The sequence below is a fragment of the Azospirillum largimobile genome (assembly GCF_977007025.2).
The window spans coordinates 577,228-602,854 of the sequence record NZ_CDRMUA020000002.1 but is presented as its reverse complement, the minus strand read 5'-3'; the positions used below and the strand labels follow the sequence as shown (position 1 = coordinate 602,854).

The 25,627-nt window shown below is 68.1% G+C and carries 20 protein-coding genes; 11 read left to right on the top strand and 9 right to left on the bottom strand.

Features of this window, described 5'->3' with window-relative positions; all coding sequences use genetic code 11:
- Positions 1-120: 120 nt before the first annotated feature.
- The 4 genes from ACWPKK_RS16050 to ACWPKK_RS16035 form a co-directional block, all read right to left on the bottom strand.
- Positions 121-954, bottom strand: coding sequence for a metallophosphoesterase family protein (locus ACWPKK_RS16050; protein WP_452005956.1), 834 nt, complete (start codon positions 952-954; stop codon positions 121-123).
- A gap of 120 nt (positions 955-1,074) precedes the next feature.
- A complete protein-coding gene (locus ACWPKK_RS16045; protein WP_452005953.1) occupies positions 1,075-2,262 on the bottom strand; it encodes a carboxylate--amine ligase in 1,188 nt (395 codons plus the stop codon).
- A gap of 16 nt (positions 2,263-2,278) precedes the next feature.
- A complete protein-coding gene (locus tag ACWPKK_RS16040) occupies positions 2,279-3,529 on the bottom strand; it encodes a GNAT family N-acetyltransferase (protein WP_452005950.1) in 1,251 nt (416 codons plus the stop codon).
- A 179-nt stretch (positions 3,530-3,708) separates the two neighbouring features.
- Positions 3,709-4,416, bottom strand: coding sequence for a glutathione binding-like protein (locus tag ACWPKK_RS16035; protein WP_452005947.1), 708 nt, complete (start codon positions 4,414-4,416; stop codon positions 3,709-3,711).
- Positions 4,417-4,663: 247 nt separating this feature from the next.
- Here ACWPKK_RS16035 and ACWPKK_RS16030 point away from each other — a divergent pair, with 247 nt between their 5' ends.
- The 9 genes from ACWPKK_RS16030 to ACWPKK_RS15990 all read left to right on the top strand — a co-directional run bounded on the left by ACWPKK_RS16030 (position 4,664) and on the right by ACWPKK_RS15990 (position 13,171).
- Positions 4,664-5,815, top strand: a complete 1,152-nt coding sequence (locus tag ACWPKK_RS16030) for an acyl-CoA dehydrogenase family protein (protein ID WP_452005944.1) — start codon at positions 4,664-4,666, stop codon at positions 5,813-5,815.
- Positions 5,812-7,380, top strand: coding sequence for a class I adenylate-forming enzyme family protein (locus ACWPKK_RS16025; RefSeq protein WP_452005942.1), 1,569 nt, complete (start codon positions 5,812-5,814; stop codon positions 7,378-7,380). Before ACWPKK_RS16030 ends, ACWPKK_RS16025 begins: the two co-directional genes overlap by 4 nt.
- A gap of 50 nt (positions 7,381-7,430) precedes the next feature.
- Positions 7,431-8,609, top strand: a complete 1,179-nt coding sequence (locus ACWPKK_RS16020) for an ABC transporter substrate-binding protein (RefSeq protein WP_452005939.1) — start codon at positions 7,431-7,433, stop codon at positions 8,607-8,609.
- A 62-nt stretch (positions 8,610-8,671) separates the two neighbouring features.
- The gene (locus ACWPKK_RS16015) at positions 8,672-9,550 is read left to right on the top strand and encodes a branched-chain amino acid ABC transporter permease (protein WP_452005936.1); all 879 of its coding nucleotides are present in this window, start codon (positions 8,672-8,674) and stop codon (positions 9,548-9,550) included.
- Between the two features lie 11 nt (positions 9,551-9,561).
- Positions 9,562-10,518 (top strand): branched-chain amino acid ABC transporter permease, encoded by a 957-nt coding sequence (locus tag ACWPKK_RS16010; protein WP_452005933.1) that lies wholly within the window; start codon positions 9,562-9,564, stop codon positions 10,516-10,518.
- A complete protein-coding gene (locus tag ACWPKK_RS16005; RefSeq protein WP_452005930.1) occupies positions 10,505-11,230 on the top strand; it encodes an ABC transporter ATP-binding protein in 726 nt (241 codons plus the stop codon). Before ACWPKK_RS16010 ends, ACWPKK_RS16005 begins: the two co-directional genes overlap by 14 nt.
- A complete protein-coding gene (locus ACWPKK_RS16000) occupies positions 11,227-11,949 on the top strand; it encodes an ABC transporter ATP-binding protein (protein ID WP_452005927.1) in 723 nt (240 codons plus the stop codon). Before ACWPKK_RS16005 ends, ACWPKK_RS16000 begins: the two co-directional genes overlap by 4 nt.
- An 11-nt stretch (positions 11,950-11,960) precedes the next feature.
- Positions 11,961-12,392, top strand: coding sequence for a PaaI family thioesterase (locus ACWPKK_RS15995; protein WP_452005924.1), 432 nt, complete (start codon positions 11,961-11,963; stop codon positions 12,390-12,392).
- Positions 12,389-13,171 carry an oxepin-CoA hydrolase, alternative type gene (locus tag ACWPKK_RS15990; RefSeq protein WP_452005921.1) on the top strand — a complete coding sequence of 261 codons (783 nt, stop codon included), beginning with the start codon at positions 12,389-12,391 and terminating at the stop codon, positions 13,169-13,171. Before ACWPKK_RS15995 ends, ACWPKK_RS15990 begins: the two co-directional genes overlap by 4 nt.
- A gap of 8 nt (positions 13,172-13,179) precedes the next feature.
- Here ACWPKK_RS15990 and ACWPKK_RS15985 read toward each other — a convergent pair whose 3' ends face one another.
- Positions 13,180-13,398, bottom strand: coding sequence for a hypothetical protein (locus ACWPKK_RS15985; RefSeq protein ID WP_452005919.1), 219 nt, complete (start codon positions 13,396-13,398; stop codon positions 13,180-13,182).
- A gap of 229 nt (positions 13,399-13,627) precedes the next feature.
- Between ACWPKK_RS15985 and ACWPKK_RS15980 the strand changes: the two genes are divergently transcribed.
- Positions 13,628-14,074 (top strand): response regulator, encoded by a 447-nt coding sequence (locus ACWPKK_RS15980; RefSeq protein WP_452005916.1) that lies wholly within the window; start codon positions 13,628-13,630, stop codon positions 14,072-14,074.
- 231 nt (positions 14,075-14,305) lie between these two features.
- Positions 14,306-14,710, top strand: a complete 405-nt coding sequence (locus ACWPKK_RS15975; RefSeq protein ID WP_310116842.1) for a hypothetical protein — start codon at positions 14,306-14,308, stop codon at positions 14,708-14,710.
- 114 nt (positions 14,711-14,824) lie between these two features.
- Here ACWPKK_RS15975 and treY read toward each other — a convergent pair whose 3' ends face one another.
- From treY to ACWPKK_RS15955, 4 genes are all read right to left on the bottom strand, one after another.
- Positions 14,825-17,605 (bottom strand): malto-oligosyltrehalose synthase, encoded by a 2,781-nt coding sequence (gene treY, locus ACWPKK_RS15970; RefSeq protein WP_452005912.1) that lies wholly within the window; start codon positions 17,603-17,605, stop codon positions 14,825-14,827.
- 37 nt (positions 17,606-17,642) lie between these two features.
- Positions 17,643-23,249, bottom strand: a complete 5,607-nt coding sequence (treZ, locus tag ACWPKK_RS15965; protein ID WP_452005909.1) for a malto-oligosyltrehalose trehalohydrolase — start codon at positions 23,247-23,249, stop codon at positions 17,643-17,645.
- A 120-nt stretch (positions 23,250-23,369) separates the two neighbouring features.
- Positions 23,370-23,678 (bottom strand): hypothetical protein, encoded by a 309-nt coding sequence (locus ACWPKK_RS15960; protein WP_109086367.1) that lies wholly within the window; start codon positions 23,676-23,678, stop codon positions 23,370-23,372.
- A 224-nt stretch (positions 23,679-23,902) separates the two neighbouring features.
- Complete coding sequence (locus tag ACWPKK_RS15955; RefSeq protein ID WP_452006667.1) at positions 23,903-25,591, bottom strand: hypothetical protein; 1,689 nt, start codon at positions 25,589-25,591, stop codon at positions 23,903-23,905.
- Between the last annotated feature and the right edge of the window lie 36 nt (positions 25,592-25,627).

The following is a 25,627-nucleotide window of genomic DNA, read 5'->3' as shown; positions in this document are numbered from 1 at the left end:
CGCCGGCAGCGCCGCTTCCAATACCGATGTTGTCCATAGCCCGGCGTCACCATTGGCCCCCCGTGCCGGATTATGCGCAATTCGGTGCCGCTGTAGAAGCAAAGCCGCGTTACGGGACTGTCATATTGATGACACGCGGGAAGGAAGTGTCCGTTTTACCCACTCATACACTCCGAGAGTCCGTAGAATTCCAATCAACTTCATGCGCAACGGCGCCGGGACTGCGGCAAAACGTGGCGCCAGCCCGGCCCGCCGCGTCTTGGCGAGCGTCGCCCGGCGCGCATAAGCGGCGCGGTGCAGGGTGACGCGGCCGGCATCGCTGTCGAAACAGGCGAAGCAGGCGCGTTGGTCCGTCCCGCGCGGCTCCCCCACCGTGCCGGGGTTCAGCAGATAGACCGCATCGGGCCGCAGCGTCGCGCCGCTGTCCAGCGGGACCGACCGCACCGTGCCGTCGCGCCACTCCCACAGCCCGGCGCGGTGCGTGTGGCCGAAGGCGCAGACCCGGACCCCCGACGCGTGGCCCGCCAGTGCCTGGAGGCTCAAGGCGCGCTTGTCGTCGTCGTCCAGCCGAACCAGCTCCTTCCCCTCGTCCGGGTGCAGGGCGCCATGCACGGCGACCAGCGCGCCATCGACCACGGCGGTCAGCGGCAGGCCGGACAGGAAGGCACGGCTCTCCTCGTCCAGCCGCCGCCGGGTCCAGTCGACGGCGCGCGCCGCCGGACCGCTGAAGCCTTCGGTCCCGATGGCGCCGGTCACCGCCCGGTCATGGTTGCCGGCGATGCAGACCGCCCCTGCCTGCCGCAGCAGGGCGATGCAGGCGGCGGCATCGGTGTTGTAGCCGACGATGTCGCCCAGGCAGACGATGCGCTCCACCCCCTCTGCCCGGATGGCGTCGAGCGTCGCCTGCAAGGCTTCCAGATTGGCATGGATGTCGGAGATCAGGGCGATCTTCATGGCTTTGCGGTCACGGCAGTTGCATTCTGGACGGGAACGGCTGTTTTCGGTGCCGATAAGCCCCTCTCCCGCAAGGGGAGAGGGGCTTTAGCTGTACATGCGATGGGCGCTATCCCTGACTTACGGCTTGGCGAGGCGGGGCGGGCGGGCGCCGCCGGGGAAGCGGGCGAGCAGCCGGTCCAGCTTCGGCCGCAGGAAGGGCATCGGGTCGTCGGGGGTGATCGCCTTCGCTTCGCACCGCGCGACCCAGGCGAGCCACTGCGCCGTCGGCACGCCGCTGTCGCGGGCCGCCAGCCGGTCCTTGCTGATGTGGCACCAGCAGGCGCCGGGCCGCGCCCTGGCCGGCGCAGGGCGGGGGCGGCCGGTCAGGTCGGCCTGGACGATGGCCGGCAGGTTCACCCCGGCGACGGCGCCCAGATGGTGCCACAGGTTGAAGCGCGGGTTGATCTCCAGCAGGTGCAGGCGGCCCTGCGGATCGCGCTTGAAATCGAACTTGGCGACGCCCGTAAGACCGATGCGGGCGGCGATCTGCCGGCCCAGCGCGGCCACGTCGGCCCCCTCGCCGTCGATGTCGGTAATGGTCAGCGCGGTGCTGTGGCCGTAATCGACCGGATAGGTCCTGATCTTGCGCCCTGTGAACTCGCCCGCCACGGCGCCGCCTGCATCGATATAGACATGGTGGCTTTCGATCCGCGTCTCCGGTCCGGGGATCAACTCCTGGGCCAGCAGGTCGATGCCGACCGGGATCAGCCGCGGCCAGAGCGCGCGCAACTCCTCCGGCCCCTCCAGCCGGATCGCCTTGCCCAGCCCCTCGATCTCGTCCCAGGGCGGACGGCGGGTCAGCGGCTTGACGATGACGGGATAGCGCAGATCAAGGTCCGGGGCCTCGCTGCCCGGCAGCGGGCGCAGCCGACGGGTGCGCGGAACCGGCAGGTCCAGCCGTTCCGCCAGTGCCTGGAAACGGCCCTTGTCGACCAGCGTCTCCACCAGATCGCCGTCGGCGAGCGCGAAGCGGAAGACCGCGGCCAACCGGTCGCGGTGGCGCGACACCATCAGCAGCTGGGCATCCTCCTCCATATAGAGCACCGGCTTGTCGGGCTGGGCTGCGCCGAAACGCAGCAGCCGATCCACAAGAGCCTCGTCACAGCCGCCCTCCCACGGGATCAACCGTTCGGTGAAGCGGGAATGGGCGGTGGCACCGCCGGCCGGCCCGACCACGGCGCAGCGGATACCCGCCAGCCCCAGCGGGCGCACCAGATCCATGTCGCCCAGCACGCAGGCCAGCGCCCCGGTCTTCCCCTTGGTCATTCGCACGCCTCCCCCCTCAGATGCCCTTGGCCGGCGCGGTCCAGCCGCGCAGAGACCGTTTGACCGCATCGATCATCAGCCCGCGCGCCCGTCGGCAGTGCGCCTCCACCCGTCGGCTGAGCCGGTCGGGACCGAGCGTCAGCCAGTTCATCGGCTGTTCGGCATTGGACAGCAGCGGCTTGTGTCCCGCCGGGGTCGACATGAAGTCGTAGCAATCCTCGCCGCGAGCCAGCGCGTCCTCGATGGCCAGCACATGGCTGAGCAATCCCGGCTTCAGCCGGTTGTCAGTCTCGAAAGCGAAGCCGCCCTGGTAATTCAGGACCCGGTTGCGGTGGACGAAGTTGTAGAGGTAGCCGACAGGCTGGCCTCCGGCGCTGATCCGGCACAGGCGCACGGCGCCGCTCGGCACGCCCTGCGTGATCAGCTGTTCGTGGAAGGGGCGGAAGGCGGGGTTGGCGAAGGCGCCGGCCTGCCCGCGGGCCTTCCAGCCGGCCTGATGCAGCACCTCCAGCGCCGCGAAATCCTCAAGCGCCTCCTCCGCGGTGGTGGCGACGCGGTAGTCCAGCGTCCCGCGGGCACGGTAGAGCCGTTCGCTGCGGTTGACCGCCGCCCGCGTGTTGCGGCCAAGCCCGGCGCGGAAATCGCCGCCCGCCGCCCTGACCGGCGCCATATCCACCCATTGCGCGGAATCGGCGATGCGCAGCTGCAGAGAGTGGCCGGTCCGCGCCGCAACACGCCGGGCGGCACGCTCGGCCGCCGGGGTCAGTCCGCCCAGCACCAACTCGTCGTTGGCGGAAAGCCGGTCGCCCAGCCAGTGCAGGGCGGCGTCCGTCACCTCGTCGGCAAAGCGGCGGTCGGCAAGGATGCCGTTGTATTCCATGAACAGGCGGTCATAGCCGCGGTCGCCCGTCTCGTGCAGCATCCAGCACCGGCTGGGCAGCAGGCCGAGACGCCGCCGCTTGCGCGGGCAGAGCACGGCCAGCCCGACCAACTCGCCCCCCCGCCGGGCAAGCAGCAGCCGCGCCTCGATCCCGGCCGGCATCTGCGCCAGCCAGGGACCGATCCAGGACCAGGACAGGAAGAAGGAGGAATCGGCGCGCGTCTCCAGATCCACCCAGACCTGCGCCAGCTGGGGCAGGGGAGGCAGCGGATGCAGGGCGATGTCGATGGTGGCGGTGGGATTAACAGGGGGAGTGGATTGGGTGGCCGTGCCGGTCGCCGTATCGCTGGCGATGCCGTCGGAGTCGGTGCGGGGCCAGATGCTCATCGGCGCGGCGTCTCCGGAAGATATTCCCTACCGAAAACAACACGCTGGTCTGACAAACGGTCCTGTCTACGCCGGGGGCACCCGAAAGCCTGTGCAGCGCGAAAGGGTGTCGCAAAAGATTACGTTACTATACGAACACGCCGGCCCGGCGGATGGAACCGGGCCGGCGGTAGGGTGGATCAGCGCTTGACCGTGTCGGCGGACTGGCCGAACAGGATCTTCTTGCTCTCGTCGTTCACCGTGGGCGTGCGGTTGGGGTTTACGGCCTGCCCCTTTTCATAGGCGCGCACCACCGCCGGCCGCTCCTTGATCGCGTTGAACCAGCGCTTCAGATTGGGGAAGTTGTCCAGATCCTGCTGCTGGCGTTCATGCGGGACGATCCAGGGATAGCTGGCCATGTCGGCGATGGACAGGTCCGTCCCACCCAGGAACTCGTTGTCGGCAAGGCGCTTGTCCATCACGCCGTAGAGACGCCCGGTCTCCTTGACGTAGCGCTCCATGGCGTAGGGGATGCGCTCCGGCGCGTACTGGACGAAATGGTGGTTCTGTCCGGCCATCGGGCCGAGGCCGCCCACCTGCCAGAACAGCCATTCCAGCACCGTCTTGCGGCCACGCAGGTCGCTGGGCAGGAACTTGCCGGTCTTCTCGGCCAGATAGACCAGGATGGCGCCGGATTCGAAGACGGTGACCGGCTCGCCGCCGTCGGCCGGGGCGTTGTCGATGATCGCCGGCATGCGGTTGTTGGGCGAGAAGGCAAGGAATTCCGGCTTGAACTGGTCGCCGGTGGAGATGTTCACCGGTTCGAACCGGTAATCCAGGCCGGCTTCCTCCAGAAAGATCGTGATCTTATGGCCGTTCGGCGTTGGCCAGAAATAAAGGTCGATCATCCCAAACCCTCCAGTGATTTGCGGGAAAGGTTAACCGCTTCGTTCCGGCTGGCAAGCCCGCTCCGACGCGGAGCAGCCCTTCGGCCCAATCGTCTTATTTCGCAAAACGGAACGCAATTTCATTTTGTTGACAGCCTCTGCCGCATCTGTCAGCGTGGCCAACGAACAAACGAGGCGGCGCCCCCTCGAAGCCCCCTCAACGCATGGTTTTCCCCCTGAAATCATTCTCCCCGGACGGAGAGCACGCATGGCCTTGGACAAGGACGTTTTGGATCAACTGCTGGACACGCTGGGGCGCTTCGTCCGCGAGAAGCTGGTCCCGCTGGAGCATAAGGTGGCGGAGGACGACGCCATCCCGGCGGAGGTGATCGCCGCGATGCGCGAGATGGGCCTGTTCGGCCTGTCGATCCCGGAAGAGTATGGCGGGCTCGGCCTGTCGATGGCTGACGAGGTGCAGGTCGCCTTCCAGCTGGGCCAGACCTCCCCGGCCTTCCGCTCGCTGATCGGCACCAACAACGGCATCGGCTCCCAGGGCATCGTCATCGACGGCACGGAGGAGCAGAAGCGCAGCTACCTGCCGCGTCTGGCCGCCGGCGAGATCGTCGGCGCCTTCGCCCTGACCGAACCGGAATCAGGGTCCGACGCCGGCTCGCTCCGCACCACGGCGCGGCGCGACGGCGACCATTTCATCCTGAACGGCACCAAGCGCTACATCACCAACGCGCCGCAGGCCGGTCTCTTCACCGTGTTCGCCCGCACCGACCTGGACAGCCGCGACGCCCGCGGCGTGTCGGCCTTCCTGGTGGAAGCCGGGACGCCCGGCCTGTCGCTCGGCCCGATCGATAAGAAGATGGGCCAGAAGGGCGCCCACACCTGCGACGTCATCTTCGAGGATTGCCGCGTTCCGGCCAGCGCCATCCTGGGCGGGCGGGAAGGGCAGGGCTTCAAGACGGCTATGAAGGTCCTCGACCGCGGCCGCTTGCACATCGGCGCCGTCTGCGTCGGTCTGGCGGAGCGGCTGATCCGCGACAGCCTGTCCTACGCGATGGAGCGCAAGCAGTTCGGCCAGCCGATCGCCGAATTCCAGCTGATCCAGGCGATGCTGGCCGACAGCCGGGCAGAGGCCTATGCCGCGCGCTGCATGGTGTTGGAGACGGCACGGCGCCGTGACGCCGGGCAGAACGTCAACACCGACGCCGCCTGCTGCAAGCTGTTCTCGACGGAGATGGTGGGCCGCGTCGCCGACCGGGCGGTGCAGATCCATGGCGGTGCCGGCTACATCGCCGATTACGGGATCGAGCGCTTCTACCGCGACGTCCGCCTGTTCCGCATTTACGAGGGCACCACCCAGATCCAGCAGCTCGTCATCGCCCGCAACATGATCCGGGAGGCCGCATGACCTCAGGCCGGCCGGTTCCCGATTTCGCTCGCATGGTGGCGGCGCTGCCGCCGCGCATCAGCCACGCGGCGCTCGCCTGGGCGGAGCGGACGCCGGACGCCCCCGCCCTGTTCGACGGGACGCAGGAATGGAGCTACCGCCGGCTGGGGGAGGCGGTCGGGCTCGCCGCCGGCCATTTCGACCGGCTGGGAGTGCGCGGCGGCGACCGGGTGATGATTGTCTGCGAGAACAGCCTCGCCGCCGTCACCCTGATCCTGGCGGCGAGCGAGCGCGATGCCTGGCCGGTGATCGTCAATGCCCGGCTGTCCGACCGCGAGATCGACAGCATCCGCGACCATTGCCGGCCGCGCCGGGTCTTCTATACCGATACGGTATCCCCCGATGCCGCCGCCCATGCCGCCCGCCATGGTGCCGACCCGCTGGGCGCTCCCGACCTGCCGCCGATGGCGGTCGGCCCGCTGCTGGAGGCCGATCCGGAGCCGGTTCATGCCGGCAACCTGCGGCAGGTCGGCGCGCTGATCTACACCTCCGGCACCACCGGCAAGCCGAAGGGCGTGATGCTGTCGCACCGCGGCCTGCTGTTCGTCGCTTCGGTTTCGGGCTGGATGCGCGGGCTGGGACCCAGCGACCGCACCTATGGCGTGCTGCCGGTCAGCCACGTCTTCGGGCTGGCCTCCACCTGCCTCGGCACGCTCTATGCCGGCGGCTGCCTGCACACGGTCCCCCGCTTCGCCCCTGCCGCGGTGTGGCAGGCGTTGGAACAGGATGGCGTGACCGTGTTCCAAGGCGTTCCAGCCATGTACGCCAAGCTGGTGGAGCACGCCACCGTCACCGGCCGGACGCCGGATGCCCCGGCGCTGCGCTACCTGTCCTCGGGCGGGTCGGTTCTGGACCTCGACCTCAAGCTGGCGGTGGAGCGGGTGTTCGGCCTGCCGCTGCACAACGGCTACGGCCTGACCGAATGCTCGCCGACGGTGACGCAGACCCGGCTGGATGCGCCGCGCGGCGACACCTCCATCGGCCCGGCCCTGCCGCTGGTGGAGATGCGCTTCGTCGACCACCTCACCGGCCGCGACGTGGCCGACGGCGAGCCGGGAGAGCTGTGGGTCCGCGCCCCCAACGTGATGCTCGGCTACTACCGCGAGCCGGCGCTGACCGCCGAGGTCATCACCGACGACGGCTGGCTGAAGACCGGCGACGTCGCCCGGCTGGAACCGGACGGCTGCGTCACCGTGGTCGGCCGCATCCGCGAGATCGTCATCCGTTCCGGCTTCAACGTCTATCCGGAGGAGGTGGAAGGCGTGCTGACCAGCCACCCGGCGGTGACGCTGGCCGCCGTGGTCGGCCATGCCGTCGCCGGCAACGAGGAGGTGGTGGCCTTCGTCCAGTTCGTTCCCGGGCGCAGCGCCTCGGAGGACGAGCTGAAGGCCTGGGCCGCCGAACGGCTGGCCCCCTACAAGCGTCCGTCGCGCATCGTCGCCATGGACGCCCTGCCGGCCAGCCCGACCGGCAAGCTGCTGAAAAGCGGCCTTCGGGCCTTGGCCGCCGAGGTGATGGCCGCCTGAAACCAAGCAACAAAGCGCCAACAACAAAGCCTGTGGGAGGACAAAAGACCATGAAGCGGACACTTGCCCATCTCGTCACAGTCTCGGCCCTGGCCCTCTCCGTGGCGCTCGGCGCCGGGGCGGCCCAGGCCAAGGAATTCCTGCTGGGCTCCGAACTGCCGCTGACCGGCAGCCTCGCCCGCGTCGGCCAGGGCATGCATGAAGGCATCTCGGTCGCCGTCGAAATGGCGAACAGGAGCTATGCCGGCAAGCACAGCTTCAAGGTCCAGACCATCGACGACGAGACCTCCCCCGCCAAGGGCGTGGCAGCGGTGGAGAAGCTGGCCGGCGACGGGGTGGTGGCGATCACCGGCGGCTACGGCTCCAACATCATCGGTCCGGCGTCGGAGGCGGCGCAGAAGGCGGGGCTGGTCTACATCACCTCGGGCGGCGTGTCTCCGGAACTGACCCAGCGCGGCTATCCCACCTTCTTCCGCATCAACAACACCGACGGCTATGCGCTGGCCATGATCGGCCTGCTGCAGGACATGGGCGCCAAGAAGGTCTCCATCGTCTACCTGAACAAGGACGCGACCAGCAGCCTTGCCCGCCAAGTGAACACGGCATTGACCGCCAAGGGCGTGACCGTGGGCATGCACGAGTTCGACGGCTCCACCAGCGATTTCAAGCCGCTGATGAACAAGGTGAAGCTTCAGGACCGCCCCGACGCCATCGCCATGGTCGGCTACGAGAACGACTATGTCGGCATCCTGCGGGCATCCAAGGTGCTGAAGCCGCAGGTCAAGGCGGTGGTCGGCGTCTGGTCGCTCGCCACCGCGCAGATGGCGAAGGAATTCCCCGACCTGATGGAGAATGTCTACGGCACCTCCATGCTGCCCTACCCGGTGGAGTTCACCCAGCCGGAGGCGGTCGAGTTCGCAGCGACCTACAAGAAGCTGTTCAACAAGGACCCCGACTATCTGGGCCAGTTCGGTTATGTCCAGACCCGCCTGCTGATCGACGCCGTGGTCCGCGCCGACGAGGCCGGGACGCTGGGCAAGGGCGGCTTGCCGGACGAACTGCGCAAGACCGATGCCAACACCCTGATCGGCCGCGTCACCTTCGACAAGAACGGCGACAACCTGAACTTCACCCACCGCATGGGCCAGCACCAGGGCGGCAAGGTGGTCCTGGTCTGGCCGCAGGACGCCGCCAACGGAAAGATGAACTTCCCGGCGGTGCCGTGGTGAGTGGGTACCCCCTCTCCCCCCCGGGGAGAGGGGATAAGGCCACCCCCAACAGGGCGCAACCCATGTTCGAACTGACGCTCCAGGCATTGTTCTCCGGCCTGCTCGCCGGCGGCTATTACGCGACCGTGGCGGTCGGGTTGGCGCTGGTGTTCGGGACCACGCGGGTCATCAACCTTGCCCATGGCGAGCTGGTGCTGCTGGCCGCCTATGTCGCCTATGCCGCTGAATCCAACTATGGCGTCTCTCCGGTGCTGGCGATCCCGGTGGCGCTGGTGATCGTCGCGGCGGCATCGGCTCTCGTCTATGCCCTGCTCAGCCGCATCGACCAGGACCGCGAGATCAATTCGCTGATCCTCACCTTCGGGCTGGGGATCATCCTGACCAACACCATCCTGTCGATCTGGGCGGCCGACATCCGGTCGACCTCCGATCCCTGGTTCCAGGATTCGATGGTGGTCGCCGACACGCTGTTCGCGATGAATGCGGAGGTCGCGGCCTTCGTCGGCGGGCTGGTGCTGATGGCCGGGGTCTGGTGGTGGCTGAACCATTCCTGGCAGGGCCGTGCGGTGCGGGCGCTGTCGTCGAACCGGGCGGCGGCGACGCTGATGGGCGTCAACCCGCGCAAGATCGAGATCCTGTCCTTCATGATCGCCGCCCTGCTCGCCACCTTCGCCGGCTTCGCCATCTACACCGGCAAGACCGTCTTCCCGGCTCTGGGCCATGTGCTGACGGTCAAGGCCTTCATCATCACCGTGCTGGCCGGGATGGGATCGATCCCCGGCGTGCTGATCGGCGCCGTCATGATCGGCGTCATCGAATCGCTGACGGTCACCTATCTGTCGGCCTCGCTGCAGGAGTTGGCGGGAATGGTCCTGTTCCTGGTCGTGCTGTTCGTTTCGCCTTCGGGCCTGTTCGGCGGGGGGAGGGCGCTGGCGCGATGAGGAGTTCCCTGATGAACCGTCTGTTTCTGATTGCAGCCCTCGCCATCGCCTATGTCGGCGTGCCCCTGGTCTTCGGCGGCAACGCCTATGTGCTGGGCCTGATCGTCGCCGCGCTGACCATCGCCGGTGTGGCGGTGGCCTGGGCGCTGCTGGGCAATCTCGGCGGCATGGTCAGCTTCGGCCATGCCGCCTTCTTCGGGGTTGGATCCTACACCTCGGCCGTGCTGGCGATGAAGCTGGGGGTGCCGGTCTTCGCCGCAATGCTGCTGGGCGGGGTGGGGGCGGCGATATCGTCCATCGCCATGCTGCCGGCGCTGCGGCTGCGAGGCCCCTATTTCGCGCTCGCCATCCTCGCCTATGCCCACATCTTCCAGATCCTGGCGACCGAGATGACGCCCATTACCGGCGGGGCCGGCGGTCTGCTGTCGATCCCGCGCTTCCCCATCGTTCTGGGCTTCGATTTCGGCGACAAGACGGGCGGCTACCTGATCGTGCTGACCATCGTGGTGCTGGCGGCGCTCGCCTATGACGCCATCCGGCGCAGCACCTGGGGCCTTGCGCTGAAGGCGATGCACGACACGGAGGTCGCCACCCGCGTCGTCGGCGTGCCCAGCACGCACCTGAAGGCGGCGATGCTGGTGCTGTCGGCCTTCATCACCGGGGTGGTCGGCGCCTTCAACGCCCATTTCATCAGCTTCCTCGATCCCGACTACGCCTTTTCCAGCGGCTGGACCGTGCTGCCCATCGCAGCAGCCATCTTCGGCGGCTACCGCACGGTGTGGGGGCCGGTGGTGGGGGCGCTGGCGATCTATCTGGTGGACCAGTTGCTGTTCAAGCCGATCCTACCGCACGGCCATCAGATGATCCTCGGCGTGCTGCTCTGCGCCATGATCCTGTTCAGCCCCGGCGGCCTGATGCCGGCGCTCAGCCGCCGCCCGGTGAAGGAGAACCGCCATGCTCACGCTTGAAGGAGTCCAGGTCAATTTCGGCGGCGTCCAGGCGCTGAAGAGCGCCAGCTTCTCCATTGCCGAAGGGGAGAGCATCGGCTTGGTCGGCCCCAACGGCGCCGGCAAGACCACGCTGTTCAACGTCATTTCCGGCGTGGTGCGGCCGACCGCCGGGCGGCTCGATTTTCGCGGCACGTCGCTGCTGAAGCTGCCGGAATGGAAGCGGGCGCGGCTCGGCGTCGGCCGCAGCTTCCAGATTCCGCGCCCCTTCGGCCACTGCACGGTGCGGGAGAACCTGCTGGTCGCCCAGCGCTTCGGAGCCGGCAGGAAGGACCCCAAGCGGATCGACAAGATCCTCGATATCCTGAACCTGCGCGACAAGGCCGACCGCGACGCCACCACCGAACTGGCCCTGACCGAGCACAAGGCGCTGGAGGTCGGCAAGGCCCTGGCGACCGAGCCCAGCCTGCTCCTGCTCGACGAGGTGCTGGCCGGCTTGGAGACCAGCGGCAAGCGCGCCTTCATGGAAAGGCTGGCGGCGGTGCGCGACCGCTACCGCCTCGCCATGGTCATCATCGAGCACGACATCGCCACCATCGCGGCGCTCTGCCCGCGGGTGCTGGTGCTGAATTTCGGCCAGATCATCGCCGACGGCTCCCCCGACGCGGTGTTCCGCGACCCGGAGGTGATCCGCAGCTACACCGGCGAAACCACCCTTGCGGAGGCGTCATGACCAACGCGCTCGACATCCTGACGCTCCGGGCCGGCTATGGCGCGATCAATGTGCTGTGGGACGTGTCGCTGTCGGTGGAGACCGGCAAGACCACGGTGATCGTCGGCCCGAATGGCGCTGGCAAGACGACGCTGCTGCGCGCCATCATGGGGCTGGTGCCCGCCACCTCCGGCGACATCCGCGTCGACGGGCAGAGCCGCAAGGCGGTGAAGACCTGGGACCGGGTGGCCGACGGGCTGGTGATGATCCCCGAAGGCCGCATGATCTTCCCCGATATGACGGTGGAGGACAACCTGATGATGGGTGCCTTCCCGCCCGGCTGCCGTCGGGATTGGAAGCGCAACAAGGCGATGGTCCTGGACATGTTCCCCCGGCTGGCGGAACGGCGCGGCCAGATCGCCGGCACCCTGTCGGGCGGCGAGGCGCAGATGCTCGCCATCGGCCGTGGGCTGATGGAGCAGCCGCGCGTCTGCCTGATCGACGAGCCGTCGCTGGGCCTCGCCCCCGTCGTGGTCGACGAAATCTTCCGCATCCTGGCCCGGCTGCGGGCGGAGGGGCTGACCATCCTGCTGGTGGAGCAGAACACCAGCCGCGCTCTGAAGATCGCCGACCACGTCTATCTGATGCAGTCGGGCAAGGTCGTGCTGTCGGAACGTGGCGACCGGGTGGACCTGGACCGCCTTCACGCGCTTTACTTCGCGCACGAAACAGCTGCGTGACGGGACAGGGTATGAACGACTTGTTGAATGGGGAGCCGGAATCGGGATTCCAGCGCCTGCTGGGCTACGCCTTGAGTCGCTGGGAGGAGGGGGAGGCGGAACTGACGATGCCCATCGACGACCGCCACCTGAACCGGGCCGGGGTGGTGCATGGCGGGGTTCTGGCGACGCTTTTGGACACGGTTTCCGGATTCTCGGCAACATACTGTCCCTTCCCCGGCCGGGTGCGGCGGGTGGTGACGCTGTCGCTGTCGACAAGCTTCCTGGGGCAGGCGCGCACCGGTACGCTGGTCGCCACCGGCCGGCTGCGCGGCGGCGGGCGCAAGATCATCGGAATCGCGGCGGAGATCCGCCACGGTGACACCGGCGCCCTGATCGCCACGTCGGAAGGCATGTTCAAATACCGGCCGGGCAGCGAAAACCGGGAGGGAACCGAGATATGAGCGGACAACTGACCGTCGCGCGCCAGGGCCGCGTGATGGTGCTGACCATGGACGACGTGGCCACCAAGAACGCGCTGGGGCCGGAGATGATGGCCGCCGCCCGCGACGCGCTGACCCAGGCGGCCGAGGATCCGGGGGTGGGGGCCATCGTCCTGACCGGGGCCAACGGCACCTTCTGTTCCGGTGGCAATTTGGGCCGGCTGCTCGGCAACGCCAAGGCCGACCCGGAGGTGACCCGCGGCAGCCTGGAGCGCTTCCATGGCTGGACCCGCGCCATGCGCGCCTGCCCCAAGCCGGTGATCGCCGCGGTCGAGGGGGCCGCCGCCGGGGCGGGGTTCTCGGTGGCATTGGGGTGCGACCTGATCGTCGCGGCGGAGGATGCGGTGTTCACGCTGGCCTATGTGAAGGTCGGGCTGAATCCGGACGGCGGCGCGTCGGCCTTCCTGGCCCGTGCCGCGACGCCGCAGCTGGCGGCCGAGATCATGTTCGAGGGCGGCAAGATCGGTGCGGTGCGGCTGGCGCAGCTCGCCATCGTCAACCGGGTGGTGGCGCCCGGCACCGCTCTCGCCGAGGCGATGGCCTGGGCGGAGCGGTTGGCCGACGGCCCGACGCTTGCCATCGGCCGGGCCAAGCGCCTGATCGAGAGCGGCTTCGGCGCCCCCGACGACCAGCTCGACCGCGAGGCAGCCTTCTTCGTCGAGGCCCTGCACGGGGCGGAGGCGGCAGAGGGCATCACCGCCTTCTTCGAGAAGCGGGCGCCAAGCTACCCCCGCGTCTGAGCTCGCCGTCAGGCCAGCAACGACAGGGTAGGGTCGGGCGGAGTAGGAGCCGCGTTTTCCAGGGAACGGGCGACGTCGGAGGGCGCGCCCGGCACCCGCAGAGGCTCCGTCTGCCCGGTGAAATGAAGCTCCGTCCCGCCATCGGCCGTCGCCCGCAGATAGGCGACGGCGGTGGGGTTCACCAGAACGGTATCCCCCGATATCTCTTTCAGCTCGACAAATGCCATGGCTTCTTTCCTCTCACGCGTACGGGTAAAACAGGCGGCAATGGTGTATGTTTCCGAACCGGACGTTCAGTGAGGCTGCATGACCGGAAGGGGGTACCCCTTCGACCTCTTGAACGGGACGGAACCGCGACAAACATGGGCGGTTCAGTGGATCGAAGCCGAACAGGCTTCGAAAACCCGACGGGGCGGGCTATAAGCCCGCTCGGTTAGATCAAGGGAGCATGCCGTCTTGAAGTTGCTTGTCGTCGAGGACGATCCGCTGATCGGTCCGGCCGTGAAGGCCGTTCTGGAGAATGCGGGCTATACCGTGGTCGGACCGCTGCGCGACGCCGCCAAGGCCGCGCGGGTCGGTGCCCGCGAATGTCCCGACCTGGCGCTGGTCGACGTCAATCTCGCCGGTGGGGAGAACGGCCTCGTGCTGGCCCGGCGGCTGTGGCAGGAGAATGGCATTCCGTCGCTGCTGATGACCGGTTTCGATCACCATGCGGCGGAAGCCCGCAGCTTCGCCATGGGCCTGCTGCGCAAGCCGGTGATGCCGGACGCGCTGGTCCAGGCCATCGGCGCCGCCGGGGAGATCCTGGGCGGACTGCGCCCGTCGTCCAAGCCGGACGCGCTGGAGATCTTCCACGGCTCCGCCGCCTTCGCCGCCGGCCTTCCCAAGGTGCGTTCGGCCTGACCGGCACACCTGTCTTCCAGTGGAAAACGCCCGCCCTTCGGCGGGCGTTTTTTATTTCCGGCGTCCGCGGGTGTGGCATCGGTGAGCCATTCGAGGACGGGTGCGAATTCGGCGAGATCATTCGGCTCCGTCGCTGTTGGTGGCGTGGAATACGGAATTCGATGTTCCCCAAACCATGGCTGCCCGCCCGCCTGACCGGCGTCGACGGGCAGCACAGCGAAAGGAATCGTCATGAAGAGCCTGATCATCGGCGCCGCTACCGCTCTGGCCTTGATGGCCGCCCCGGCCTTTGCCGCCGACAGCAACTCCATTTCCGGCAGCCCGGCCGCCAAGAGCACCGGTTCGACCACCAACTCCAACCAGGCCAATCCGCCCTGCACCTCCAACAACCAGTTGGGCTGCGGCAGCATGGGCGGTATGGACAGCAGCAACTCGGGCACCACCGGCTCCAGCGGTTCGACGACGGGCAGCGGTTCGATGACCGGCTCCGGCTCATCCAGCTCGACAAACGGCACGGGCGGCAACAGCCTGGGCAACAGCGGCTCGATGGGCACGGGCTCCGACGGCCCGGTCGGCACGCAGCAGCCGTCCGGTTCGATGGGCGGGTCTTCGGGCGCCGGCAGCACGACCCGCTGATCTTAAAGTTGGACAAATGGGAAGGACGCGCGGGTTAACCGCGCGCCCTTCTCTTTTGTGCAGGATGTCAAAGGTTAAAAGGAGTCCCCTCTCCCCAGGGGGGAGAGGGAGAGTTCACCCCTCTCGCGACAGCAACGCCACCGGCAGATCGGCGAACAGCGTCGCGACGGAAACCGCGTCGCCGCCCTCGACCTCCGCGCCGGTCAGCCGGTTGCGCCAGCGGGTGCCGCGCGGCAGCGGGATGGCGGTGTTGCCCCAATCTGGGCTTTCGCCCAGCTGGCCGGCCAGCCGCGGGACCGCCACCACCACAGTATCGTCGCCGGCGCGGCGGGCATAGGCGACCACATGGTCGGCGCGATCGCCGGTCGCCTCCAGCGGAAGATACTCGCCGGCACTGAAGACCTCCGGTTTGTCCGCCCGCACCGCCAGCGCCTGCCGGGTCACCGCCAGCTTCACCGCACCGTCGGTCCAGCGCTCCAACAGGCCGGCGATGGTGCCGCGCTCCACCACGTCCTCCACCTCCTCCAGCAGTCGGCGGCGGGCGTCGTAATCCACGGGCAGGCGGTTGTCGGGATCGACGAGGCTGAGATTCCACAGCTCGCAGCCCTGATAGATGTCGGGCACGCCGGGGCTCGTCAGCTTCAACAGGGTCTGGGACAGCCCGTTGACCATGCCAATGCGCGCCAACGAGGCCTGGAAGGGCAGGAAGGCCTCCAGGAAGGCGTTGCGGCGGGTGACGTCGAGGGCATCGTGGATGAAGCTGACGACCGCCCCCTCATAGGCCTCGTTCGGCGCCGCCCAGGTCGAATGGAGCTTGGCCTCGCGCATCGACTTGGTCATGGCGCCGACGATGCGCTCGGCGAAGGCGGTCATCGCCGATTGTTCGATCTGCTCGACCGAGGCCCCGGTCAGCTCCGCCGGCCAGGCCCCCAGAAGAAGCTGATAGAACAGATACTCGTCGTTTCGGTCGGGGGGAGCGGTGCCCTCCACGTCGCCGCGGCGGGCGCGCAGAAGCCGGCTCCAGGTCTGGACCTGCCGCTCCCACTCCTCCGGCATCTCGGACAGGGCGTAGAGGCGGGCGCGGGTGTCCTCGCCGCGCTTGGTGTCGTGGGTGGTGCTGGCCAGCATGTTGCCCGGCCAGTTGCGGGCCCGGTCCTGGTTGGCGCGGTGGAAGGCGGAGACGCTGACGCCGAAATGGTCGGGGTGACCGCCGACCTCGTTCAGGGCGGCCAGCCGGTTGTAGCGGTAGAAGGCGGTGTCCTCCAGTCCCTTGGCCATCACCGGCCCGCTGTACTGCTGGAAGCGCATCGCGAAGCGGGTGACCTGCCGATGGCTGTAGCCGCTCTTGGGTGCCGCCACCAGATCGGTGGTCAGCAGCCGTTGCAGGAAATCATAGACCGAGCCGTCCGGCCCCTGTTCCGCCCGCCGCGCCTGGGAGATCGCCCAGTCGATGTCGCGGCGGTCGAGGTCGCTCGGCACGCCGCCGTCGACATAGGTGCGGTAGACGGGGAAGCGGGCGATGGTCTCCTTCAACGCCTGATGCAGGATGTTGGCAGTGAAGTCGGCGGTGGCGGGGTTGGAGCGGGCAATGCGTGCCGCCTTGCGCGACAGCACGTTCAGCTCGCTCGCCATCTCGCTTTCCATGATACGGATCTTGCACTGCCGCACCACCTCTTCGAAATCGTCGCGCCGGCCGATGAAGTCGGCGTAGAGGCGCGTGAAGGTCTCCTCCGCCTTCGGATCGACGAACAGGCCGCCCATCAGGTTGGCGTATTCGTAGCCGGTGGTGCCGTCGATCGGCCAATCCTCGCGCAGCCGCTCATGCCGGGCGAGGATCTTCTCCACCACCAGATAGAAGGGCTTGGAGGCCGCCGCGACCAGCCGCTCGCAATAGCCCTTGGGGTCGATCAGCCCGTCGATGTGGTCGATGCGGATACCGTCGAGCGTGCCGTCCTCCACCATCTTCAGCACCATGCGGTGGGCGACGTCGAACAGTTCCGGCTCGTCCATGCGCAGGCCGGCCAGTTCATTGATGTTGAAGAAGCGGCGATAGTTGATGTCGTCGGCCGCCACCTTGAAATAGGCGACGCGCCAGTTCTGGCAGCCGATCAACTCGTGAAGGTGGCCCCAGCTGTCGATCTCCCCCTGGTAGCCGCGGAAAACGGACAGCCGCTGGTTGATCGCGTCGGCCACGTCCGGCCGGGTGGCCACCAGTTCCGCAAGTTCCGCCTTAAGGTCGGAAGCGCGGCGAAGCTGATGGGGACGGGCATCCATCAGATGGGTGAAGGCGTCGGCGATCCGCTCCAGATCCGGGTGGTCGCTGCCCAGGATGGTGCCGTAATCCTGCGGCCGCACCGGCAGCTTGTGGGTGCCATAGGCCCAGACGGCGAAGCTGCCCGTCTCGTTGTCGAAACGAAGCTCCAGCCCACCGGATACCAGCACCGCGCCATACTGGTCGCCCAGGAAGGGCACCAGCACCTTGCCCTGGAGATAGCGGTAATCGGATTCCCATTCGATGTCGAAATACCCGGCATACGGGCTTTCAGGCCCCCACTCCAGAACGTTCAACCACCATTCGTTGTCAGAGCCGCCGACCCCCATGTGGTTGGGCACGAAGTCCAGGATTTGGCCGAGGTTGTTGCGCTTCAGCGCCTCCACCAGATCGCGGAAGTCGTTCTGGTCGCCGACCTCCGAATTCAGTTCGTTGTGGTTGACGATGTCATAGCCATGGGTGCTGCCCGGCCGCGCCTTCATGTAGGGGGAGGCGTAGAGATGGCTGACGCCCAGGCGGGCGATATAGTCGGCGATGGCGGCGGTCCGGTCGAAGCCGAACTCGCCATTCAGTTGGACCCGATACGTCGCACGAGGGATCGGCTTGCCGGCGGCGGGGGCCATGGGTGTGTGCTCCTCGGAGTATGAAAGGGGCATGAGATCAGGTACGGGCGGGGGAAGAGGACGGGCGCGCCGCGGCCAGGATGGCGGCGACCGCCGCCGGTTCCGGCGCGTCGGCCAACTCCTCCAGCGTCATCGACAGCTTGCGGCGCCAGTTGGTATATTGGTCGGTGGTGCCCGGCAGGTTGACCTGATCGCGCTCGCGGGTCAGGTCGTCCAGCTGCGCCACCGCCAGCGCCGCGTTGGTGCGGGCGAGGAAGGCATGCGCCGCATGGTCCAGCGCCTCGTCATAGGGGCTGTCGGCACCGAAGCCGGCGGGCAGGGCGATCTCGGCGGCGCGCAACGCATCAACCAGGGCGCTGCGGTCGGCCGACCGGCGGGTGCGCTGCTTCTCCTCCTCGTCATCCGCCGGGTAGAGGCCCTTTTCGGCCTTCAGCGCGATGTCGTCGCCCTCCCACCAGCCGCGTAGCGTGGCGAGGTCGTGGCTGCCGACGGTGGCGAGCGCCAGTTCCGGATACTCGTCCGGCCCCTTGAAGGCGCCATCCTCGGTCCATTCGAAGAAGACGACGCGATAGCTCAGCACCCCGGCCTCGGTCATCCGCTCGCGGAAGCCCTCCGGCACGGTGCCCAGATCCTCGCCGACGACGAGGCAGCGCTGGCGCTGGCTCTCCAGCGCCAGGATGCCCAGCAGATCCTCCATCGGATACGCCACATAGGCGCCTTCGCCCGGCGGATTGCCGTCGGGGATCCAGTAGACATGCTGGAGGGCCATCGCATGGTCGATGCGCAGCGCACCGGCATGGCGCATGTTGGCGCGCACAAGATCGATGAAGGGCTGATAGCCGGTGTCGCGCAACGCCCGCGGATGGAAGGGCGGCAGGCCCCAATCCTGGCCGGCCGGGTTGAACAGGTCGGGCGGGGCGCCGACATGGGCGGCGTCCACCACCGCCTGCGGCGTCATCCAGGTCTCCGCCCCGCCGGCATCGGCGCCGACAGCGAGGTCGCGGTAGAAGCCGATCGTCATTCCGAGACCGGATGCGCGCTCCGCCGCCGCGCGCAGCTGGTCGTCCGCCAGCCATTGCAGCCAGACGAAATAGGCGACGCGGTCGGAATGCTCCCTGGCAAAGCGCTCCACTGCCGCTGCCGCGGCATCGTGGAACTCGGCCGGCCACTGGTGCCAATCGGCCTTGCCGTCGGCCGCGAAGCGTTCGCGCAGCGCCTGGAAGGTGGCGAAACGCTCCAGCCCGATGCCGCCCTCCGTCCAGAAGGCGTCGAAGGCGGCGCGGCGCTCCGGCTTGGCCGACCTCTGGAAGGCGGTGAACAGCTTTTCCAGGATCGGCAGCTTCAGCTTGGACACCGCGGTGTAGTCGACGTTGGCAGAGGCGCGCGCCGCGTCCAGCGCCTGCCGGAACTCGGGCGACGCAACCTCCCGGCGCAACTCCGCATCGTCGAGGAACTCCGGCACCGCGGTGACGTCGATGTAGAGCGGGTTCAGGAACAGCCTGCTGGCCGGGGAATAGGGGCTGGCGTGTTCGGGATTGTCGAGGAACATGGCATGCAGCGGGTTCAGCCCGACCACCGCCGCCCCGCGCGATGCCGCGATGTCGGCCAGCGTCCGCAGATCGCCGAAATCGCCGATGCCCCAATCATGATCGCTGCGCAGGGTGTAGAGCTGCGCCGACAAGCCCCACAGCTTTTCTCCCACCAGAATCGGCGTGGGCAGATGGCAACGGGCCGGCGCCACGATCAGCCGGGTTTCCGCCACGCCATGCTCCGTCTCCACCCGCAGCGTGTGGTAACCGGCCTTGTCCAGCTTGCCCAGCGGCAGGCGCCGCTCGGCATAGCTCACGTCGCCGACGGTGATGCAGCGGCAGCGCGGCAGGCTGCCGAAGCCGACGACGCCGCTCTGCGTCTCCCCGCTTTCCAGCGTCAGGGTGTAGCGCAGGGTGCGGGTGCCGTGGGGCAGGGTGACCGGCGCCGTCACCGCCTCGCCCGCACGGCGCACCACAACCGGGGGCAGGGCGCGGCCATACTCCTCCTCGTCAAGCCGATCGAGAAGGGCAAGCGCGGCAGCCTCGTCCCCCGCCTCGACGCCCATCGCCGATAACAGGGCGCGGATGGTCTCCTCGCTGGCCGTCACCGTCTCCCCGGCTGCGTTGTCGAAGGAGCGCTCGATGCCCATGCGGTCGGCCAGCCGATCGAGCGCTGAGGCCTCCTCCAGCCACAGCACCACCGACCAGGGGCCGAGCGTATCGCCGATCAGCCCTTCGCCTTCCGTCCACAGCACGCGGCCCGTGGCCTCTGGGAAGCCGGATGCCGGCGTGTCGGCCAGATTGGCGAAGGCATGCAGCCGGCTGCCGTCGCCCAGCTTCCAGCAGACGGTCAGGCCGGTCTTGCCGACGACGCCATGGCCGGATGCGCCGCCGGGAACGCCGTCCAGACGCGGCACGATCTCCGTCCGGCGCAGAGCTAGGGCGCGGCGATACCAGTCGAGCCACTCCGCATGCTCCGGTGTCCCACGGGCGTCCCAGTCCAGCTTGGCCGATTCCGCCGTTTCCGGCGCGGTGGGATCGGGAATGCGGGCGCGGGCGTCGGGGTCCTGGAACTCGGGGAACTTGGCGAACTCCTCCGCCCGGCCCTTGCGCACCGCCTCCGCCAACTCCTCGCCGAAGTCGCAGAAGAAGGGAAAGGGCCTGGCCGATGCCCATTCCTCGCCCATGAACAGCATGGGAATGCCGGGACCCAGCAGATAGAGGATTGTCGCGGCGCGCACGGCCTCACGCTTGGCGATGTGGGAAATGCGCTCGCCGAAGGCGCGGTTGCCGATCTGGTCGTGGTTCTGGATGAAGGTGACGAAGGCGGTGGGCGGCAGATGCGCCGACGGCTCGCCGCGCAGTTCGCCGTCGCGGTAGGCCGACGGATCACCCTGGAAGGCGAAACCCTCCGCCAGGGCACGGCCCCATTTGGCCGGATCATGGGCGTAGTCGGCGTAATAGCCGCCGTCCTCGCCCGTGGCCGCGCTGTGCAGGCAGTGGTGCAGGTCGTCGTTCCACTGGGCGGAGTGCCAGCGCGGATCGCCCTCGCGGTGGCGGGTCAGGAAGCGCGCCTGGTTGGCGTCGTTCTCCAGCACCAGATGGACGTGGCGCTGGTTCTGGAAATGGCTGTGCACCCGCTCCGCCAACTCTTCCAGAACATGGCGGTCGCTGTCGTCGATGATGGCGTGGACCGCGTCCAGCCGCAGGCCGTCGAGGTGATACTCCTCCAGCCAATAGAGCGCATTGTGGATGAAGAAGTCGCGCACCGGCGCGCTGCGCTCGCCATCGACGTTGATCGCGGCACCCCAAGGCGTCTTGTGGCGGTCGGTGAAGAAGCTGTTGGCGAAGGCGTGGAGGTAATTCCCCTCCGGACCGAAATGGTTGTAGACGACGTCGAGGAAGACCATCAGCCCGCGGGCATGCGCCTCCTGCACCAGCGTCTTCAGATCCTCCGGCCGGCCATAGGCGCTGTCCGGCGCGAAGGGCAGCACGCCGTCATAGCCCCAGTTGCGGGAGCCGGGGAAGTCGGCCACCGGCATCAGTTCGATCGCGGTGACGCCCAGCTCGACCAGATCGTCCAGCCGCTCGATGGCCGACAGGAAGGTGCCTTCCTCGGTGAAGGTGCCGACATGCAGCTCGTACAGCACCGTCTCGTGCCAGGGCCGGCCGGTCCAGGCGGCATCGGTCCAGGCGTGGACGCCGGGGTCGATCACCTCCGACGAGCCATGCACGTCGTCCGGCTGGAAGCGGGAGGCCGGGTCCGGCACCGCCAGCCCGTCCGGCAGGACGAAGCGGTACCGGCTGCCGGCCTGCGCCCGCGCGGTGGTCAGGCTGAACCAGCCGTCGCCCTGGTCCTCCATTCCGACCGGCTGGCCGCCATCGTCGAGCGACAGCAGGACGGACGCCGACGACGGCGCCCAGATGGAGAAGCGGACGGAGCCGTCGGCCTGCACCTCCGCCCCGAAGGGCATGGAATGGCTGCGGCGGCGCTCGTCCACCGGAGCGATGCGGTCACGGTCGCGGCTGGCGATCTCCGGCCCGGCATCGGCCCGGATGATGGCGGTGACGCCGGCCAGCGGGATCGCCACCCAGCCCGGTCGGTTGGCCAATTCGTAGCCGACTTCGTACAGTGCCTTTTCCAGCAGGAACAGCTTCAGCAGCGCCGGTGCCGCCTGCGGGTCGCGCGGGAAGCCGGGGCAATCGCCGATGGCGTTGCGGTAGCCGTCGAGGAAGGCGGCCGACGCCGCTCCCTCCCACCAGGAGAGCCACGCCGTGCGGGCATCGCGCGACGGCCCGTCGATATCGGCCGGCATCGCGTCGCGGGCCATGGCGGCGGCGTAGGCGATGGAGCGCAGCATGCCGGCCACATCGCGCAGGATGCAATGCTTGGCCCGCCGTTCGGCCAGCGGCCGCATCGGCTCGCCTTCGAAATCGACGATCTGCACGTCGCCGCGCGACACCAGCACCTGCCCCAGGTGATAGTCGCCGTGCAGGCGCATGGCGCTGAGATCGGCGGTCGGGGGGATCAGCGCATCGATCTGCGCCATCACCGCCGCTTCGCTGGCGGCGAGAGCCGTGGCGTGGGGCGCGATGGCCGGGTCAAGCGTCGGTGCCGCGGCGCGCAGCCGCTCCAGCACCCGCTTCGCCAGAGCGCGCACGCCGCCCGCCCAGTCCTTCAGCCGCTCCGCCGTCGCCGGCTCCGGCGTGAAGGCATCGCCGCCGCCGGGGGTGGCGAGCGCGCGGTGCAGCTCCGCCGTCCGCTGGCCGAGAAGGCGCAGGAAGGCGACGCTGTCGGCATCGGCGGATTGGGCGGCATCGCCGTCGGCAAAGCGGGCGACGCGGTCGTTCAGGTATCCGGTGACATGGCCCCAGGCGTCCTTGGCCTCCGGCACCAGTTCCTGCATCACGCACAGGGTGGTGGAGCCGGAGCTGTTGGCCCGCTCCACCCAGCCCAGCAGGGCCGGCGTGTTGGGGAACTGGGCAACCTCGGTCAGGAACCGGCTGACCTCCAGTTCCGGATGGGTGCCGGGTTCCAGCTTGCGCAGGCCCTTCAGAATGGCGACGTCGCCGATGCGGATGGAGGTGTTGGACTGTTCCGCCGTCATCCGATGCAGCGGGGCGTCCGCCTTCAGCCTGTCGCCCAGCGCTTCGCAGGCGCGGGTGTGGCCGGCGGTGAGGCCGGGGGACAAGGCCGTTTCGCCCACTTCCAGGTCGCGGTTCAGGACGGCGCCCAGCAGCGCACGGACCACGCCGTCATCGGCATAGCCGTCGCGCAGGCGGCCGGCGACCGGCAGATCCTCGGTTCCTTGGATCACCGACGGATCCTCTCCCGTGCCGCGGTCGAGGATTAGCGGAAGCTGGTAGAGCTGCGGTTCCCGCCCCGGCGGCTCGACGCGCAGCAGGCAGAGCTGCGCCTGCGATCCTCCGGCCAGGGGCAGGGGCAGGGCATCGACGATGCGCACGACCGGCCGGCCGGCATCCTTGGCAGCATACCAGCGGCGGGTCAGCAGATGGTCCGGCAGCAGGGAGTCCTGGAGACGCGACAGGATCTCGCCTTCCAGAGGGCTCGCCAGGACATTCGAGTGGGCGTGTGGCTGCGGCGCGGTGGGCACGAGGGCTCCTCCCCTGTTGAGCGCTGGGTGGCACGTCGCTCAAACAGCAAGGAGGGAGGGAGTTCCCGCACCCGCGAAGCCGCTTCCACGAACGACCGCGCCCTTCTCCCGAAAGAGTGGTCAGACAGTCCGCGGGTGGTGCGGCAGATGGGCGAGGCGGCCGATCCGCTCGGCCACTTGCAGAGCCTCGACGACGTCGTCGAGCCGCCCGTCGCGCATCAGGTTGTGCGCGTGGGTGTTGAGCGCGGCGACGACGGCCCGTTCATCGGACACCCCGCGCGCCGGCTGACCGTCCGGGTCGAGCACGGTGGCGCCCAGCGCCGCCATTGCCTCCGCGGTCAGGTTCACGGCCTCGGACAGGGCCTCTTCGTCGTCTTCCGCTGCGGTCAGGATCGGTTCCAGAAGCTCCGCAAGGAGACGGGGGGTCATGGTGCTAATCCTCGGTGACATTCTCAGGCCGTCCCCATCGACGTCGATGCTGCATGTTCTTTCGATACAACAGCCGGAACGAAGGAAAGGTCCGTCCCGCCGCTCCACCCGCGGCGGCGGCCGCGCAGGTGGAGACGGCACATGGGAACCGAGTGCGGAGCCGGCAAGCGCGAGCCGCCGTCAACTGCCCCGATGGGAGAGGGGCAGGGCGGCCGGCTACGCCGTCAGGTCGAAGAAACCGCGAACCAGTTCGCAGAGACCTGGGACCGGGTTAGGCCGTCGAGTGAGAGCGTGAAGGTGTTGTTGGCGTCGCCCGTCACCGACAGCCCGAATTCGTTGGTGGTGAAGCTCGCCACCACTCCCATCCCGTCGGCACGGTCGTTGAAGCGCGCCATGATGTCGGAAAGACCGAGCGAACTGTGGCGGAAGCTCAGCACGTCGACACCCGGCTGGAAATCGGTGACCGTCGTCACCGACGTGCCCGACCACAGGACATAGGAAAGGTTGCCGCCGCCCCCCGGATAGGAGGTCCAAGCCTTCGGATCCTGCCAGAGCAGGTTCGGGGGAGTGGCGAAGTCGACGAGGACGGTATCGGCACCGGCGCCGCCGGACAGGCGGTCGTTGCCGGTCCAGGCCACCAGCGTGTCATCGCCGTCACCGCCGTTCAGCGTATCGCTGCCCGATGCCAGCCAGGTATAGAAACGTGCGTCGTTGAATCCGACCGCCAGCAAATAGTCGTTGCCGGTGCCACCCTCCACGACCGCGCCGCCGCCGCTGCCGAGACCGCCATTCAACGTGTCATTGCCTGCGCCGCCCAGAAGGCGGATCGGGGCGGTGGTGCCGCCTGCACCGATCCAGTCGTCCCCGGCACTCCCGGCAACGGTGGGAACCGACGGATTGATGATCGGGGTGATGAACGCCCGCAGCCGCTCGACATTGGGCGGCATGGAGTAGTTGAAATAGCCGCTGTTGCTATCTTCGATCAGGACAGCTTCATCGATCCCGGCATTCGCACCTTCGGTCACCAGAACGCCGGACGAATGAACGTAGTAGGTGTCGTTGCCGCTTCCGCCATTCAGGGTGTCGTTCTGCGCGCCGTACAGCGTGTCGTTGCCGGTTTCGCCGAACAGCACGTCGCTGAAGTCGCTGTAGCCGATGTAGGCGCCGACCATCGTGCTGTTGGAGATCGTGTATCCGTCGATCCCGTCCAGGATATCGTCGCCGGCACCGCCGTTCAGGATTCGGACATGGCCGGGCGCGCCGTCGAAGGCGATCCAGCGGTCGTTGCCGGCAAGGGCCGCCATGTCGTTCGGCATCCGGCCTTCCCGCTTGCCGAAAACGTCGTAATGGACGCGGGCGGTCATCAAGCCGGCATTCACCGCATCGCGTACGTCCGGGTAGGCCTGGAGATACCACGCCTCGTCGAAATTCCCCGACGGGGCAGGGGGAAGCGGCGGGGTCGGCTTTGCGTAGAACGCCACCCCTTCATAGCGATAGCTCGGCAGGGCCGCCATCACCCCGTCCCGCTCGCTTTCCGACGCGGTGAGGAAATGGTTGCCGGTTGCCGTGTCCAGGAACCGGTAGACGGGCTGGGAGAATTGATAATCCGGCGTCGCGGAAACAAGAAATGCCTCCGAATCCTCCAGGCGGAAATTGTCCGACATGTTCTGGAGGATGTAATCCCGCTCGACGGCGCTGGCGGTGTAGAAATGCTCCCCCGTATCCAGCCTGATGAAGCGGGCCACCGACACCGGAGTGCTGGCACTGCCTCCCGGCAGGAAAGCGACGCCTTCATACGTCATGTCGGCTCTTGCGGCGATGATGCCATCCCGTTCGGCCGTGCTCCCCGTATAGAAATGCTCTCCCGTCCTACGGTTGAAGAAGCGGAAGGCTTTGGAGGATACAACGCCCATCTCAGTGGCCGCCATATGGTTAATTAACCACAAGCA

What these genes read in the sequence shown, in the direction of transcription:
- ACWPKK_RS16020 (WP_452005939.1), top strand. Translation starts at nt 7,431, where the DNA reads ATGAAGCGGACACTTGCCCATCTCGTCACAGTCTCGGCCCTGGCCCTC.
- ACWPKK_RS16010 (WP_452005933.1), top strand. Translation starts at nt 9,562, where the DNA reads ATGAACCGTCTGTTTCTGATTGCAGCCCTCGCCATCGCCTATGTCGGC.
- ACWPKK_RS15975 (WP_310116842.1), top strand. Translation starts at nt 14,306, where the DNA reads ATGAAGAGCCTGATCATCGGCGCCGCTACCGCTCTGGCCTTGATGGCC.
- treY (WP_452005912.1), bottom strand. Translation starts at nt 17,605, where the DNA reads ATGGCCCCCGCCGCCGGCAAGCCGATCCCTCGTGCGACGTATCGGGTC.
- ACWPKK_RS15990 (WP_452005921.1), top strand. Translation starts at nt 12,389, where the DNA reads ATGAGCGGACAACTGACCGTCGCGCGCCAGGGCCGCGTGATGGTGCTG.
- ACWPKK_RS16035 (WP_452005947.1), bottom strand. Translation starts at nt 4,416, where the DNA reads ATGATCGACCTTTATTTCTGGCCAACGCCGAACGGCCATAAGATCACG.
- ACWPKK_RS16045 (WP_452005953.1), bottom strand. Translation starts at nt 2,262, where the DNA reads ATGACCAAGGGGAAGACCGGGGCGCTGGCCTGCGTGCTGGGCGACATG.
- ACWPKK_RS15995 (WP_452005924.1), top strand. Translation starts at nt 11,961, where the DNA reads ATGAACGACTTGTTGAATGGGGAGCCGGAATCGGGATTCCAGCGCCTG.
- ACWPKK_RS16025 (WP_452005942.1), top strand. Translation starts at nt 5,812, where the DNA reads ATGACCTCAGGCCGGCCGGTTCCCGATTTCGCTCGCATGGTGGCGGCG.
- ACWPKK_RS15955 (WP_452006667.1), bottom strand. Translation starts at nt 25,591, where the DNA reads ATGGGCGTTGTATCCTCCAAAGCCTTCCGCTTCTTCAACCGTAGGACG.
- ACWPKK_RS16000 (WP_452005927.1), top strand. Translation starts at nt 11,227, where the DNA reads ATGACCAACGCGCTCGACATCCTGACGCTCCGGGCCGGCTATGGCGCG.
- ACWPKK_RS15960 (WP_109086367.1), bottom strand. Translation starts at nt 23,678, where the DNA reads ATGACCCCCCGTCTCCTTGCGGAGCTTCTGGAACCGATCCTGACCGCA.
- ACWPKK_RS16050 (WP_452005956.1), bottom strand. Translation starts at nt 954, where the DNA reads ATGAAGATCGCCCTGATCTCCGACATCCATGCCAATCTGGAAGCCTTG.
- ACWPKK_RS16030 (WP_452005944.1), top strand. Translation starts at nt 4,664, where the DNA reads ATGGCCTTGGACAAGGACGTTTTGGATCAACTGCTGGACACGCTGGGG.
- ACWPKK_RS16015 (WP_452005936.1), top strand. Translation starts at nt 8,672, where the DNA reads ATGTTCGAACTGACGCTCCAGGCATTGTTCTCCGGCCTGCTCGCCGGC.
- ACWPKK_RS16005 (WP_452005930.1), top strand. Translation starts at nt 10,505, where the DNA reads ATGCTCACGCTTGAAGGAGTCCAGGTCAATTTCGGCGGCGTCCAGGCG.
- ACWPKK_RS16040 (WP_452005950.1), bottom strand. Translation starts at nt 3,529, where the DNA reads ATGAGCATCTGGCCCCGCACCGACTCCGACGGCATCGCCAGCGATACG.
- ACWPKK_RS15985 (WP_452005919.1), bottom strand. Translation starts at nt 13,398, where the DNA reads ATGGCATTTGTCGAGCTGAAAGAGATATCGGGGGATACCGTTCTGGTG.